The organism is Sutterella parvirubra YIT 11816 (assembly GCF_000250875.1).
Taxonomy (GTDB): Bacteria; Pseudomonadota; Gammaproteobacteria; order Burkholderiales; family Burkholderiaceae_F; genus Sutterella; species Sutterella parvirubra.
In genome coordinates, this window is sequence record NZ_JH605000.1 from 18652 (window position 1) to 33953 (window position 15302).

Below are 15302 nucleotides of genomic sequence, written 5' to 3' on the forward strand. Positions count from 1 at the left end.
GAGCGCGGCCGCCGCTGCCGCGTCTGCTTCGGCGTGCGCATGGAGGCGACCGCCCAGATGGCCGAAAAGCTCGGCATCCCCTCCTTCACGACGACGCTTGCCGGAAGCCGTTGGAAGCGCCTGGAGCAGATCCGCGAAGCCGCGCTCGAAGCGGCGGAGCGCCACCCCGGCACGAGCTACTGGGACATGAATTGGCGAAAGGGCGGCCTGCAGCAGCGCCGCGGCGAGATCATCGCCGAAGAAGGCTTCTACAACCAGCTCTGGTGCGGCTGCGAATTCTCGATGGGGCATCTCGCCACCCGCGACCCGATGGAGCTCCCCGAGCACGTCCGGCACCTCATCCCGATGCGCCCGCCTGCGGCCGAAGCAGAAAACGCCCAAGAAGAATGCCGGCCGGACGACGCCGACCAAGGCTCGACGGAGCCCAAGCCCAAGTGCGGCGCCTGCGGCGGTTGAGAAGACCAAGATCGACCACTCACGACCACTCTCGGCCGTCCGAAGGGGCCTCCGGGCCCCGCTGAAAACCACAAGAAGACCGGCCGCCACCCTCGGGCGGCAAAAACGAAGAAAACACCATGGACACCAGCACCGCCAAAGTCCTCTCCTTTGCGATCTTCATCGCGCTGGGGTACGTGCTACGCCGCACGGAAATCTTGAAAAGCGAAGCCTTCCACGCCATCAGCGGGCTCGTCATGTGCGTGACGCTCCCCTGCGTGGTGTTCGTGGGGCTGAACGGCGTCTCGATCTCGGGCCCGATGATCTGGGTCGCGGGGTTGGGCTTTCTCTCGAACGTCCTGCTCCTTCTCTACGCGCGCATGCTCACCATGCGCCACGCCGACGCGGACAAGAAGGCCTTTGAGCACCTCAACCTCTGCGGCTTTTCGATCGGGCCCTTTGCGATTCCCTACATCCAGGCGTTCTTCCCCGGGACGGGGCTCCTCACCGCCTTGATCTTCGACGTCGGCAACTGCGTGATGAGCGCGGGCGGGACCTATGCGGTGGTGGCGGCGCAGAAGGAGAACACGAAGTGGACGGAGGGCGTGAAGCTCATCGCCTCGAAGCTCGTCCGCTCGGGGCCGACGCTCGCGTTCGTCTTCATGACGATCCTCTATCTCTTCGGCCTCACGCTCCCCGACGCCGTCATCACCTGCGCGCAGGTGGGCGCATCCGCCAACACCTTCCTCTGCATGATCATGATCGGCGAGTCGGTGACGTTCGCCTCCGACCCGAGGATCCTCAAGCGCCTCTTCGGCCTTTTGGGAAAGCGCTTCGTCGTGCAGATCCTCTTGGCCGCAGCCTTCTACTACCTCCTTCCCTTCGAGCACGAAGTGCGCGTGGCGCTCGCCCTGGTGGCCCTGAGCCCCATCCCCGCGATGAACCTCATCTACACAGCGAAGTTGAAGGGCGACATCGGTCTCGCCGCCAACCTCAATTCGATGAGCGTCGCCGTCGCGATCATTTCGATGTCGGTGCTGATCGCCTTCATCGGGTGACGGCCGCACCGCCGGCGCGGGGTTTCGCCGGGGCCCGAAAAGTGCGCGTTTTCCCGCACGATCGGGCCCCGTCACGTATGATGGACCGACAATCCCCGCCGTACCCGGCCACCGAAGTGCTCCGCATCTTCGGGGACCGAGTCCCCTGCGACAAGGAAAAGGGCACATGCGCGAACGCTTCCATCTTCACTACATCGACGGCCGTTGGACGCCGTCCGCCTCCGGCGAGACGCTCCCCGTCATCAATCCCGCCGACGGCACGACCGTCGCCCGGATTCCTGCGGGCGCGCCCGAAGACGCGGACCGGGCGGCGGAAGCCGCCGCCCGCGCCTTTCCCGCGTGGAGTGCGCTCAAAGTCGAAGAGCGCGTGCGCTTCATGTCGCGGCTTCGCGATGAGCTCACGGCGCGCCGGGAATTGATCGCCGACCTCGAGGTCGACGAACTCGGCAGCCCCGCGGACTATGCGCTCCGCAAGCACTGCGACTACCAGATCAGCCGCATCGACGCCTACGTCGAGGGGGCGCTCACATTGGCCCGCGACGACCGCAACGGTCTCGAAGGCCGCACGGAGGGCGCCTACGTCTGGCGCGAACCCATGGGGGTGGTCGCCGCGGTGACGCCCTGGAACTACCCGCTCGGCCAAATCATTCAGAAGATCATCCCCGCGTTGCTGATGGGTAACACGGTGGTACTCAAACCTTCGACCTTGGCGCCGCTCACCGCCGCGGTGCTCATCGACGCTGCGGAAGCGGCGGGCTTCCCCGCAGGGGTTCTGAACCTCGTGCAGGGGCGCGGGAGCGTCCTGGGCGAAAGGCTCACCCGCCACCCGTTGGTCGACATGGTGTCCTTCACGGGGTCGACCGAGGTCGGCCGCGCCATCGCGCGGGCCGCGGCGGAAGCGCCCAAGAAGACGGCGTTGGAACTCGGCGGGAAGTCCCCCGCGATCTGGCTCCCGTCGGCGCCCGCCTACACGGGCGCCGTGCTGAAGCTCTTCGAGAGCATCTTTTTGAACGCCGGGCAGACCTGCACCGCGCTCTCGCGCGTGCTCGTGCCCCGAAGCCGCCTCAATGAAGCCCACGCCGCCATGAAGCTGGGGCTGGAGCGCTTCCCCGTCGGGCATCCGCGCACGCCCGGCGTCAAGGTGGGACCGCTCTGCGGGGAACGTCAGTACGAAAAGGTGAAGGCCTACATCGAACTTGGCCTCCAAGAGGGTGCCGAGCTTCTCGCGGGCAAGGTCCCCGAGAGTTTTGATGCCGCCCGCGGCTGCTTCGTCGAGCCCACGATCTTCACGAACGTGCGCCCCGACATGCGGATCGCGCAGGAAGAAATCTTCGGGCCGGTCCTCTGCGTGATTCCGTACGACACCGTCGACGAAGCGGTTGAGATCGCCAACGGCACCCCCTACGGGCTCTCCTCTGCGGTCTTCGGCCCCGACGAGGAGGCGCTCGCGGTCGCGCGCCGCATCCGCGCCGGGAACGTCTTCATCAACAACGCGCCCCGCGACGTGAGCGCGCCCTTCGGCGGCTACAAGCAAAGCGGCATCGGGCGCGAGAGCGGCGTCGAGGGACTCCTCGAATTCACGCAGACGAAGAGCGTCTTTCACCGTTGGTGAACCTCCGCTCCCTCGGGTAATCCCGAGGGAGCGCCGCTTTGACGCCGAATGACGGGCGGGCGCATCATTTTCTTTCCTGAAACAACGACCGTCATCCGCCGCCACGCACGCTTCTCCCTTAGAGAGGAAGGCGGCCTGAAGGCGAGCAGAACGCCCCCGTCATCATGAGCATCACCTGGATCCTCCCCGTCTCCCTCGTCCTCATCGTGGTGCTGATCCGCAGGAAGATTCCGATCGGCCTCTCGATCCTCGCGGGCGGCTTTCTCATGTGGGCGACGCTCGGCGGGACGTTCCTCAACCTCTGGGAGGCGGTTCTCGCCACGGTCGAAAAGCCCCGCACGTACGATCTGCTTTTCGCCCTCTACTTCGTGATGTGCCTGGAGATTCAGCTCCGGCGCTCGGGAACGCTTCAGGGGATGGTGGCGGCCTTGAACCGGATCTTCCACTCGACCAAGGTGACGATCGCCTCGATGCCGGCCTTCCTCGGGCTCCTCCCTTCGATGGGCGGCGCACGCTTTTCGGCCCCGATCGTCGAGCAGGCCTGCAAGGGACATGAAGTGCCCGCCGAGAGCAAGGCCGCGATCAACTTTTGGTTCCGCCACATCTTCGAATTCTGCAACCCGATCATTCCGGGGATGCTGCTCGCGTGCGGGATCGTCGGGATCCACATTTCGGACCTCGCCGTGCACCTCTTCTGGCTCACGGTCTTCGCCTACGCGGCCGGGTGGTTCATCCTGGTGCGCCCGCTCAAAATCCACGAACCCGAGCGCACGCCCATGAGCTCGGAGGACCGCAGGAAGTACGCGCTCGACATCACGCTCGCCTTTCTGCCGATCTTTGCCAACATCTTCCTCATGATCGCGTTCGGCCTCCCCGCCGCGGTCTCGATGGGGATCGTGGTGGCCGGCATGGTGCCCGTCCTCATGATCTTCCACCGCAAGGTCGACGTGGGCGAAATCGTGAAGGGAGCTTTCGACTGGCGGCTGCTTCTCAACATCGTCGCGATCTTCTACTTCATCGAGATCCTGACGGCGTCGGGGATCATCGACCAGATCACGGCGATGTTCCGCGCCATGCCCTTCCCCGTGCCGGTAATCCTCACGATGACGAGCTTCGTCATCGGGATCCTCACGGGGCTGAGCCAGGGCCACGTCGCCATGGTGATGCCGATCGTCGCGGCGCTGGCGCCGGGCGACCTGATCCTGACCGGTGCGGTGCTGGTCTTCGGCGTCGCGGGCCAGATGATCACGCCCACCCACGTCTGTCTCACGATCACGGTCGACTACTTCAAGTCGGACTTCCTGAAGACCCTCATCCCGATCGTCATCCTGGAGGTCATTCTGCTCACCGTCTTCACGGCGTGGACGCTCGTGTCGACGGGATATTTCGCCTGAACCGCCGAAAGCCGGGAGAGGCGGCCATGCTCGAATCCTTCACCGTCCGCAACTTCCGCTCGATCAAGGAAGCCACGCTCTCGCTCACCTTTGCCGAACGCCGCGCGCCCGCCGGCTTCCGCACGATGGAGAACATTCCGTTCGTGCAGGTCGGCAAAACCCCGCGCGACCGCCTCGTCACCGCGATGGCGCTCTACGGCCCGAACGGCTGCGGCAAGAGCGCCCTCATCCGCGCCGCCCACACGCTGCGGGACACCGTGCTCGACGGTTGGTACGCGGACCGCTACGAACCCAACCTGCTCGTGAGCGAACTCTGGGGCAAACCTTCGGAGTTCTCGATGACCTTTTGGCAGGACGGCATCCGCTCTACGTACGCGCTGAGCATCGACGCGGAAGGCATCGTCGCGGAATCCCTCACCGCCGACGGCCGCCTCGTCTTCGCGGTCGAGAATGCGGAGCTCACGGCGTTCAACGAAAAGCTCCCCGACAATCCCACCTTGGAGGAGGTCGAAGAGCTGTTCCGAACCGAGGCGGTTCATGACCGCACGAAGCGCCAAGTCCTCACGTTCATCGACGCCTTGTACTACAAGCTCGACCGTCGGAGCCGGATCAGTGCGGCCGTGGACTTCTTTTTGGAAGAGCTCGCGGTCGTTGAAAAGGAGGATCTCTCCGATTTTCTCCCGGGACTGAAGGCGTTGGCCTTCTCCGTGGACGATCCCGATGCGTTCGCACGGCTCCGCGGTGCCGGAGACATGGTCCGGCGACGGCTCCGCCAGCTCGACATCGACCTTCAGGACTTCGAGTACGGTCAGGAGATCTTTGAAACGGTGCCGACCGAAGGGTTGGACGGCCTCACGACCGTCCAAGCCGGCGACGACAAGGCGCCCGTGCGGTGGTTTTGGCAGGAGGAGTCCGACGGAACGAAGCGCCTGATCGGGCTCTTGGGCTTTCTCCTCTCCGCCCTGGAGGAAGGCAAGACGGTGTTGGTGGACGACCTCGACGCGTCGACGCACGGTCTTCTCGTCATCGAGCTCGTGCGCCTCTTCAAGGAGCGGCGCCTCAACAAGACAAACGCCCAGATCATCTTCACGCTCCACAACACCCACCTTCTCGACGCGGGGCTCCTGCGGGTCTCCGAAATCGCGACCATGAGGCTGATCGACTGCCGCGGCACGGAAATCCAGCGTCTTTCGGCCGTACCGGGCATGGAGAAGGGGCCGAACCCCTGCCGCAACGGTGAGATCCGGCGACGCTACCTGCGGGGCGACTTCGGCGGAATTCCGTCGGCCTTTCTCTGAGTCGCCCGCCCCTCAAACCCGCCCCGGCTTAAGCCTGAGGTCGGCAACCGGGTGATAAAATTCGCAAACCTTTTCCGACCGGCCTCGCTCTGAGGCCGGTTCCATTCTCAGACCACAGAAGTCGTCATGAAAGAAATCCGCACCCGCATTGCGCCGAGCCCCACGGGCATGATGCACCTCGGCACCGCGCGCACCGCCATCTACTGCTGGGCCGTCGCCCGTCACTTCGGCGGCAAGTTCCTCCTCCGCATCGAAGACACCGACCAGGTCCGCTCGACGCAGGAGGCCGTGCAGGTGATTCTGGACGGCATGCGCTGGCTCAACCTCGACTACGACGAAGGTCCCATCTACCAGATGGACCGCTTGGACCGCTACAAGGAAGTCGTCGACGAGATGCTCAAGGACGGCCGCGCCTACTACTGCTACGCGACGCCCGAAGAGCTGAACGAAATGCGCGAAGCGCAGAAGGCCCAGGGTCTGAAGCCCCGCTACGACGGCCGCTGGCGTCCCGAAAACTGCGTCGGCAAGCCCATCCCCGAAGGCGTGCAGCCTGTCGTGCGCTTCCGCAACCCGGACAACGGCGCCGTCACGTGGAACGACGCGGTCTACGGCCCGATCACGGTCTCGAACGCTGAGCTCGACGACCTCATCATCATGCGCAACGGCATCCCCACCTACAACTTCGCCGTGGTGGTGGACGACTGGGACATGAAGGTGAGCCACGTCATCCGCGGTGCGGACCACATCAACAACACGCCGCGCCAGATCAACATCTACACCGCGTTGGGCGCCGAAGTGCCGGTCTTCGCGCACCTGCCCTTGATCAACGGTCAGGACGGCCAGAAGCTCTCGAAGCGCCACGGCACGGTCTCGGTGCTCGAGTACGAACGCCAGGGCTACCTCCCCGAAGCGATCTTCAACTACTTGGCCCGCCTCGGCTGGGGTCACGGGAACATGGAAAAGTTCACCCGCGACGAACTCGCCAAGGTCTTTGAGCTCGCCGACTGCTCGCGTGCGGCCGCCCGCATCGACTGGAAGAAGCTCGAATGGCTGAACGGCCAGTACATGAAGGAAGCCGACGACGAACGTCTGGCCACGCTCGTCGCCCCGCGCATCGAAGCCCGCGGCGGCAAGGTCGAAGGGGGCCCGTGCCTCAAGCAGGTCTGCGGCCTTCTGAAGAACCGCGCCACGACCCTTGAGAAGTTGGCCGAGAACGCCCTCTTCTTCTACGTCGAACCCAAGGTCGACGCCGAACAGGCCGCGGCCGCGTTGGCGGACGGCGGCCGCGAAGCGCTCGCGCTCTTCGGTGAAAAGCTCGGCAAGCTCGCCGACATGACCCCGGAAGCCGTCTACGGCATCATCCAGGAAGTCATGGCCGAGCGCGAAATCGGGATGAAGATCCTCGCGACGCCGCTTCGCGTCTGCGTGTGCGCGGCCGAGCGCACGCCTCAGATCGACGTCACGCTCTGCCTCATCGGCAAGGACGAGGTTCTGAAGCGCATTGCGGCCACTCTCGGCTGATTTTTGATTCAGCGCAACCTGCGCCCTGCGCCGGATACGCCCGACGCGCGGCGCAGGCGTAAGATTGGATCTCGTACCGCATGACGTCCCCATCGTCTAGCGGCCTAGGACAGCAGCCTCTCACGTTGTTAACAGGGGTTCGATTCCCCTTGGGGACGCCAACACACTTCCTCCGCTTGGGAAGTGACGGCAAAAGAGAAGAAGCCTCGACGACCGGTCGGGGCTTTTCGTTTTTCCCGGGCATGAAAAGGCCGGGACTTCGCCCGGCCTCCGCGTCGGTCACGCTTCGTCGGCCTTAGCGGCCTTCCCGGCCTTCTCCGCCGCCGACCACATTCGGAAGGGCCGGACCGAGAGTTCGCTGTTGTAGTAGCGGGGAACGCCCGTCACCTCCGCGCCCAGCCACGCCGGGCGCTCGAACGCTTCGTCGGGGGACGTCAATTCCACTTCCGCGACGACGAGTCCGGCGTTCTCACCCTCGAAGACGTCCACTTCCCAGACGTGCGCCCCGACGGGGACGCGTCGGCGCGTCTTCTCCACGACGCCCGGCACCATGGCGAGCATCGCGCGGGCCTCGTCCGCGGGGATCCCGTACTCAAATTCCGGGCGCGAGAGGCCGTCGCCGCGGCCCTTTACGGTGAGCCAGGCGTGCCCGCCCGAGACGCGCACGCGCACCGTGGCGGCGTCGCCCCTCGCGAGGTAGCCCTGCGCCATGGGTTGAGGCACCGCCCTCTCCCACGCACCCGGCTTCACCAGGAATTTGCGTTCGATCTCAACGCCCATTCTTCACTCTCTCTCAAATCCCGCCCGCAAGGAGCGCCAGGACGCCGCCCCCGAGGCGGCGGTTCGCCGCCTGCGGCGCGCGGCGCACCGCGCGGCGCGGCGTGCGGCTCTCGGCCTTCCGGAGCGTCACGGAACCGTCCGCACCCACGGCGAACTCCACGCTGGATTCGCCACCCTCCAAGCCCAGCAGCTCACGAATTTCCTTCGGAATGGTGACCTGGCCCTTGACCGTCAGACGATGCTGCATCTTCAAATACTCCTCTTTAGCCGTCTTCGACACCGTGTCGGGCGCGGCAATCCGGAAAACAAATCCGCCCATGACTATCTTTCGTACCCCAGGGACGCGGGCATGAAAAAACCTCCCGCGTCCGATGTTCGACTGCGAGAGGTTCCGTCAGCGTCGCGGCGCCGCCCCGGAAAAAAGGCGTCGTCTCACGACGTGTCCCGTTTCTTTGCCGGCACCGCGTGCCGGCCACATCCGCTCAATGAAGAGCTTTCCACCTTGCCCGGGAAGGCAGGTTGGCGTGGGGAGAGGACCCCACCTCGCAATGTCGCACGAGGTCCATTCTAGGGGCAAGTACGGACGGTCGTGGGCAGTCATACCGCAAACGCGGGATGAGAAAGCACCTAACGTCCTCATCCGATGACCATCCTGGACTCATCCGGGACTCGTCCGGGGCTCCCCGGAACAGCTCCCGCCACCTCTTCCGGCTCTCCCGACGGATGCGCGGGGCGAAGAAAAGGGAGGCATCCTCGGTGGGATCCTCCCTCTTTCCTTTCCTGCGCTTTCCAGAGCGGCTTAGTCGGCCTTGGGCGCTTCCGCGGACTCTGCGGCTTCCTTGGCTTCAGGAGCCTTGGCGGGCTCTTCGGCAGCCTTCGGCGCCTTCTTCGCGCGGGGCTTCGTTTCGATCTGAACGAGGGGCTCCTCGGCTTCCGCCGGCTTCGCCGTCTTCCTGGGGCGGCGCGGGCGGCGGGGCTTTTCAGCCTTCTTGGCTTCTTCAGCCTTTTCGGCTTCCAACGCGTCGGCCGCCTTCACCGCGGCGGGCACGGTTTCGATCTGTTCGAGCTTGGGCTCGTCCTGCGCGGGGGCGGGAGCGGCTTCAGCCGTTTCGACGACCGCCGGGGCGGCCTGTTCGACCTGTTCGGCCTTTTCAGCCTTGGGGGCTTCAGCGGCGGCGCGGGCGGCCTCGGCCGCCTCCGCCGCCTTCTTGGCGGCGAGCTCGGCTTCCTGCTGAGCTTTGAGTTCCGCTTCCTTCTGGGCGGCCGCGGCGGCTTCCGCCTCGCGGCGACGGCGTTCCGTGCTGCGCTCGAACATGAAGCCCCCGAGAAGCGCCGCCACGGGGCGCTTCTTTTCGCGGCGCTCGAGGTACGCGGGCTGCGGGGCGGCGGCGCGCTCCTGACGGGCGCTGCGCTCGACGTAGGGCATGTCGAAGAGCGGATCGCGGTGACGGTGCGCGGGCGGCACGTAGGCACGGGCGCGCTCGCGGGCGAGGCGTTCGTCCTCGGGGGTGTCGACGCGGTCGACGTTCTGGTTCCTGCGGAAGGCGTTGCGGCGGCCGCGCGCCATGGGCTCGACCGAGACCGGCTTGAAGGTCTGTTTCGTGAGCTTCTCGATCGCTTCGACCAAGCGGGCGTCGCCCGGGGTCGAGAGCATCACCGCGACGCCCTTCGAACCGGCGCGGCCCGTGCGGCCGATGCGGTGCACGTAGTCTTCCGCGCTGTAGGGGACGTCGTAGTTGATGACGAAGGGGAGTTCCTTGATGTCGAGGCCGCGGGCGGCGACGTCGGTGGCGACCAAAACGTGGATCGCGCCCGACTTGAAGCCGTCCAACGCGACCTGACGCTCTTCCTGCGTCTTGTCGCCGTGAATGGCGTCGGCGTTGATCCCGACGCGCTCCAGCGTCCTCGCGAGGCGTCGGCAGGTGATCTTGGCGTTCACGAAGACGAGCACCTGCGTCAAGGGGCCGCCTTCGGGGCCGCGCGTACGCAGCATGTCGATCAGAACGTCCGTCTTGTCGCGCTCGGTGACGGCGAGGAGCTCCTGCGTCACCGTGGCGGCCGTCTGGTTCTGACGCGCCACCTTGATGACGGCGGGATCGGGCTTCAAAAAATTCTTCGCGAGCTTCGTGATCTCTTCCGAGAAGGTCGCCGAGAACATCAGGCTCTGGCGGGTCTTGGGAAGAAGCTGCAGGATCCGCGAGATGTCCGGCAGGAACCCCATGTCGAGCATGCGGTCGGCTTCGTCCAGAACGACGATCTCAACCTGCGAGAGGTTGACGCTCTTCTGCGCAACGTGGTCCAAGAGGCGGCCCGGGGTGGCGGTCAGGACCTCGATCCCGCGGCGGAGCATGTCCGCCTGCGGACGGATGTCGACGCCGCCGTAGACGACGCCCACGCGAAGGGGCGTGTCGGCCGCATAGGCCGTGAGGTTGTCGGAGACCTGGTCCGCGAGCTCACGCGTCGGCGTGAGAATGAGCGCGCGCACGGGGTGGCGCGCCGGGGACATCGAGGTGTTCGCCTTCGGGAGGATGCGCGCCAAAAGCGGCAGACCGAACCCGGCCGTCTTGCCGGTACCCGTCTGCGCCGCGCCCATCACGTCCCCGCCTTTCAGAACGACGGGGATCGCCTGCGTCTGAATCGGCGTGGGTTCGCTGTAGCCCATGCGGGCGATGGCGGAGAGAATGCGGGGGTCGAGACCGAAGGATTCGAACGATGTCATCAGCAGGCTTGACGCGCCCGGGAGACCTCCGGCGGGCCGGTTCCCTCATTCGCGGAAACGGGGTCGCCGAGATCGGCCGAACGTTGGAAGACGTAATGAAGAATGGGGAGTGGTAGGCCCGCTGGGGCTCGAACCCAGGATGCACGGATTATGAGTCCGCTGCCTTAACCGACTTGGCTACAGGCCCACTCGCTTGATCGATGTTGATCGAAGCGGGTAATTGTACCCGATATGGCTGAGGGCCAAAAACCTGCGGCGGAAAGAATTGTCCGGACGGTCCGGACGTTGCGGACATGTCGGACATTGCGACCGGTCCGACGGGCAGGCAGACCCGCTCCTTCCCGCTCCCGCTTCACCGGCATGCGGGCTGTTGGCGGCCGTCGTATGATGAAAGCTCATCACCACCCATTGGAGACCGCCATGACGCGCACCCCTCGTTCATGGGAACTCAAGGCGCTCGAAGAGCGCTTCGCCTCGGACCACGCCGCGTCGGGAAGGCCACGCTGTTGCGTGAATTCTTCCGGGGAAAGAGAGGTGCCTGCTTCACGGGGCTTGAAGGCGGCGCGCAGACGAACCTCCGGGGCTTGAGCGCCGCCCTTTTCTCGGGCTTCGGCTTCAGCCCTCCCTACGGCGTCTTCCTCAGTTTCGAGCAGGCGCTCGAGTACGCGTTCGAGCAGAGCCTTGAGGAGCGCACCGTGCTCATCCTCGACGACTACCAGCTGCTCGTCCGGGCGGATCCTTCGGTTTCGTCGATCCTTCAGCACCTCATCGACCGTCACAAGGACGCTTCGAAACTCATGCTCCTCATCTGCGGCGCACCGGTCGACTGGATGGAAGCGAACGTGATGGGCTACTGCGCCGCGCTCTACGGTCGTCGGACGGGGCAGCTCCGCGTCAACCCCCTCGGTTTCTTCGAAGCGCGAAGGCTCCTCCCGAGCCTACCTCCCGAGGACGCCGCCATCCTCTACGGCTCGGTGGGCGGGATGCCGCGGCACCTCGCCAGGTTTGCGGGCGAAGCCTCCGCCGCGGAGGCGCCCCGGAAGCACTGGTTCTCGACCGACGGCTGCTTCTTCGGCGAAGCGATGGCGGTGCTCCGCCAGGAAGTCCGGGCCCTTCCGACCTACGTCGACACGCTCGCGGCACTCGCGAACGGTTCCTCGTGCCTCGCCGACATCGCCCGGCAGACGAAGCGGCCGACGGCGGCCGTCATCAAGACGCTCGCCGCCTTGGAGGTGTTGGACATCGTCAGAAAGGAGACGCCCCTGGGCGCGCGGATCTCCCGTCAACCGCGCTGGCGCATCGCGGACGACATGTTCCGGTTTTGGTTCCGGTTCATCCTGATGGACGCCGACCGCATCGCCGACATGGGGCCGGAGGCCTATCTGGAGAGCGTGTCGCGGGCGCTCGAAAAATTCATGGCGCCCGTCTTCGTGCGGATCTGCACGGAATACCTTTGGCACTGCAGACGGCTGGAGAAGGCGCCGGTCCCCTTCCGGTCCGCTCGGCGGTGGTGGGGAAGGGACGAGCGCACGAAGACCGAGGTGGAGATCGACATCGTCGCGGAGACCGGGGACGACCGGACGCTCTTCGGCGCATGCTGCTGGACGGAGAAACCCGTGACCGAGCACGTCCTCCTGGAGCTCGACGACCTCTCCCAGCACCACTTCCGCTGCCGGGAGCGGCACCTTTGGATCTTCTCCCGGGCGGGCTTCACCGAGACGTGCGTGGAGGTTGCGAAGCGGAGGCCGAACGTGCGGCTCGTCACGTTTGCGGAGATGGTGCGGGAGGTCGAGGCCTACGAGGCCTTCAAGGCCTCTGACTCCGACGATCCGGACGCGTGAGGGGCGGTCCGACTGGCTTTGCTCACTCATGATTCAGTGACTCAAGATTCACTGATTTATGGGTGAGCAGCGCGCGGGGCGGCAACCTGCGGGCGGGCGCAGGCCCGACCCAACAAAAACCCGCCGGGTCTTTCGACAACCGGCGGGTTCTTGGTTCATGGCGTCAGCCTTGATCAGCCGAGGTAGTCGCGCAGGCGTTCCTGGAATTCAGGACCGCGCAGCTTCCTGATCGCGGCGCTTTCGATCTGACGGACGCGCTCGCGGGTGAGGCCCAACGTGCGGCCCACTTCTTCCAACGTGTGGTCCTGGTTCGTGCCGATGCCGTAACGAAGGCGCAGCACCTGCGCTTCGCGGGGCGACAGTTCGTCCAGGGACTTCTTCACGCAGTCGATCATCGAGCGGTCCTGGAAGGCGATGCCCGGATCGTCCGCCTCGTCGCCGCGCACGAAGTCGAGCTTCGTCGCGTCTTCCTCGTCGCCGATCGGGGCGTCGATCGATTCGACGCCGCGCATCGCCTGCGTGAGCAGGACGACCTTGGCGAGCGGGAGGCCAGCCAAATCCGCCAATTCCTGCTCGGTCGGCTGACGGCCGTTCTGCTGCAGGAACTTCTGCTTCTGACGGCGCAGCTTGTTGTAGGACTCGGTCATGTGCACCGGGATGCGGATCGTGTTGCCGAAGTCCGCGACGGCGCGCGTCACCGACTGGCGCACCCACCACGTCGCATAGGTCGAGAACTTGTAGCCGCGGCGGTATTCGAACTTGTCGACCGCCTTCATGAGGCCGAGGTTCCCTTCCTGGATGAGATCGGTCATCGCGAGCCCGCGGTTGACGTAGCCCTTCGCGATCGAGATGACGAGACGAAGGTTCGCCTCGATCATCTTCGCCTTGGCCTGCATGAGGTTGGCCTGCGCCAACTTCATCGCGCGGCCGAGGTCGCGCTGTTCGTCAAGCGACAGGAAGCCGGCCTTTTCAGCCGCCACGAGCTTCGCCTGCTCTTCCTGGAGGATCGCCATATGGCGGGCGACGTTCAAGGCCGCGTAGGTGTCCTGTTCGGCGAGGCGCGGGAAGAGGTTCTTGTCCGTGACGTTGCGGGTCAGAATCTGGACGGCTTCCTTCTGGCTGTAGTGGCAGCGGTCGACCAAGAAGCTCCTCATGTGCTTCAGCGTATCGTTCACGCCGTTCATGTGCGTGTTGATGTGCTCGGAGATCTGCGTCACGAGCTTCACCGAGAAGCGCACGCTGCCGAGCTCCTTCGACATCGCGGTCAAGGCCGTGCGGTACTCCTTCTCGCGGTCGGGGTCGCCGTAGGTTTCCTTCACGATGTCGAGGTAGATGCGGCAGCGGTCGAACATCTCGAGCACGCGCGAACGGAGCGCTTCCAGCTGCTCCGTCGTCATCGCGGCGGCGCCGATGTCGGTCGCGTTGTCGTCCTGGTCCGAGAGGGGTTCGCCTTCGGCGTCCACCATGCCGTCCAGGAACCCGTCGACGATCGTGTCGACCGGCGTGTTCTCGTCGCGGAGCGTTTCGCCCACGCGGAGGATCTCTTCGACCGCGATCGGGTACTGCACCATCGCGGCGACCAACTTCCCGGTGAACTGTTCGATCGACTTCGCGACTTCGATTTCACCGGCGCGGGTGAGAAGCTTGTGCGAGCCCACGCCGCGCAGGTACGCGCGCAGCGGATCCTTCGAGAGACCGGCCGATTCTTCGGGCGTGAGCATCACGGCGGCGTCGTCGTCGTCCACGTCTTCGCTGTCGCCCATCATGCCGTTGATGAGGATGTCATCCTCGTCGGGGGGCGTCTCAAAGACCTGGATGCCGAGGCGGCCCAGCTGTTCGGTCACTTCCTGGAGGTGTTCCGTCGTGCGCAGAGCGCTTTCGGGCAGGTGGTCGTTCACGTCCGAGAGCGTCACCCAGCCGCGGGCGCGGCCGAGGCGCACGAGCGCGCCGTAGCCGTTGCGGCTCACCGCGCCTTCTTCGGGCACATCGACCTCACGGCCTTCCTGCCACGCATCCACCTCGGCGGATTCGGCCTGCGACTCCATGTCGTCGTCATCATTGAGGGCGGCGTCATCGGCAAAGTCGTCTTGGCGTTTCTTCTTCATTCAGGCTCTCTACATCCAAAAGGTCCCCGGGCGCAGCCGCGCCCGCGGACGAATCCGTTCAAGTCTTCGTGCTTTTTTCCGTTCGGGCACCCTTTCTTCAGGGCGCATCGGTCCGACGCTTGGGGGAAGGTCCGCTTCCCGACGGGGGATGTCTTCCGGATTCCGTGTCCGGGACGAGTAAGGCGTACGGCCGAAGGCGGCTTTGAGGGTGCTTTTCCGGCGTCTTTCTGGGAGACCGACGGCATCACCGCGCCCTCTGCTCGGGGCGTGGCGGCGACCCTGTCGGCGGCCGGCGAAAAAAGGGGTTCAGAATACACCGAGGGCGGCGCTTTTTCAATCGGACGGGGGCGCTTTTTCAACGTACGAGGAAGGCCCCGAAAGAAGACGGGCGGCGCACCCGCAGGCCGCCGCCCTCTTCTTCATGGCTTCCGGACGAATCCCCGTCAGTCCTTGTTGTCGCCTTCGACGAAGCTCTTCAACTTGTCGGCGCGGGACGGATGGCGGAGTTTCCTGAGCGCCTTCGTCTCGATCTGACGGAT

Annotated in this window: 10 protein-coding genes, 2 tRNA genes, 1 pseudogene and 1 riboswitch; of the genes and pseudogenes, 8 read left to right on the top strand and 5 right to left on the bottom strand. The window is 65.4% G+C overall.

Going from position 1 to position 15302, the window contains the following annotated elements:
- From HMPREF9440_RS12100 to HMPREF9440_RS07675, 7 genes are all read left to right on the top strand, one after another.
- The coding region (locus HMPREF9440_RS12100; protein ID WP_008543038.1) for an epoxyqueuosine reductase QueH at positions 1 to 456 on the top strand (456 nt) is incomplete at its 5' end.
- A gap of 119 nt (positions 457 to 575) precedes the next feature.
- On the top strand, positions 576 to 1493 hold the full coding sequence (locus tag HMPREF9440_RS07650; protein ID WP_008543039.1) for an AEC family transporter: 918 nt from the start codon (positions 576 to 578) through the stop codon (positions 1491 to 1493).
- Between the two features lie 166 nt (positions 1494 to 1659).
- Positions 1660 to 3105 carry an aldehyde dehydrogenase family protein gene (locus HMPREF9440_RS07655; RefSeq protein ID WP_008543041.1) on the top strand — a complete coding sequence of 482 codons (1446 nt, stop codon included), beginning with the start codon at positions 1660 to 1662 and terminating at the stop codon, positions 3103 to 3105.
- Positions 3106 to 3269: 164 nt separating this feature from the next.
- A complete protein-coding gene (locus tag HMPREF9440_RS07660) occupies positions 3270 to 4499 on the top strand; it encodes a DUF401 family protein (RefSeq protein WP_008543042.1) in 1230 nt (409 codons plus the stop codon).
- Between the two features lie 26 nt (positions 4500 to 4525).
- Positions 4526 to 5797, top strand: coding sequence for an AAA family ATPase (locus HMPREF9440_RS07665; protein WP_008543044.1), 1272 nt, complete (start codon positions 4526 to 4528; stop codon positions 5795 to 5797).
- 126 nt (positions 5798 to 5923) lie between these two features.
- A complete protein-coding gene (gltX, locus tag HMPREF9440_RS07670) occupies positions 5924 to 7318 on the top strand; it encodes a glutamate--tRNA ligase (RefSeq protein WP_008543046.1) in 1395 nt (464 codons plus the stop codon).
- Positions 7319 to 7403: 85 nt separating this feature from the next.
- Positions 7404 to 7479 (top strand) — tRNA-Glu (locus HMPREF9440_RS07675).
- 118 nt (positions 7480 to 7597) lie between these two features.
- Here the strand turns inward: HMPREF9440_RS07675 and HMPREF9440_RS07680 are convergent.
- The 4 genes and pseudogenes from HMPREF9440_RS07680 to HMPREF9440_RS07695 form a co-directional block, all read right to left on the bottom strand.
- On the bottom strand, positions 7598 to 8098 hold the full coding sequence (locus HMPREF9440_RS07680; RefSeq protein WP_008543048.1) for a CYTH domain-containing protein: 501 nt from the start codon (positions 8096 to 8098) through the stop codon (positions 7598 to 7600).
- Positions 8099 to 8111: 13 nt separating this feature from the next.
- On the bottom strand, positions 8112 to 8345 hold the full coding sequence (locus tag HMPREF9440_RS07685) for an AbrB/MazE/SpoVT family DNA-binding domain-containing protein (RefSeq protein WP_040764794.1): 234 nt from the start codon (positions 8343 to 8345) through the stop codon (positions 8112 to 8114).
- Between the two features lie 191 nt (positions 8346 to 8536).
- A riboswitch (SAM-I-IV-variant riboswitch) is annotated at positions 8537 to 8655 on the bottom strand.
- A gap of 746 nt (positions 8656 to 9401) precedes the next feature.
- Positions 9402 to 10817 (bottom strand): annotated as a pseudogene (locus tag HMPREF9440_RS07690) (DEAD/DEAH box helicase); the annotation flags it as partial.
- A 110-nt stretch (positions 10818 to 10927) separates the two neighbouring features.
- Positions 10928 to 11004 (bottom strand) — tRNA-Ile (locus tag HMPREF9440_RS07695).
- Between the two features lie 397 nt (positions 11005 to 11401).
- Between HMPREF9440_RS07695 and HMPREF9440_RS07700 the strand changes: the two genes are divergently transcribed.
- Complete coding sequence (locus HMPREF9440_RS07700; RefSeq protein WP_216586071.1) at positions 11402 to 12658, top strand: ATP-binding protein; 1257 nt, start codon at positions 11402 to 11404, stop codon at positions 12656 to 12658.
- A gap of 173 nt (positions 12659 to 12831) precedes the next feature.
- On the opposite strand, the gene HMPREF9440_RS07705 is transcribed toward HMPREF9440_RS07700, so the two are convergent.
- The gene (locus tag HMPREF9440_RS07705) at positions 12832 to 14763 is read right to left on the bottom strand and encodes a sigma-70 family RNA polymerase sigma factor (protein WP_008543055.1); all 1932 of its coding nucleotides are present in this window, start codon (positions 14761 to 14763) and stop codon (positions 12832 to 12834) included.
- Positions 14764 to 15302 lie beyond the last annotated feature (539 nt).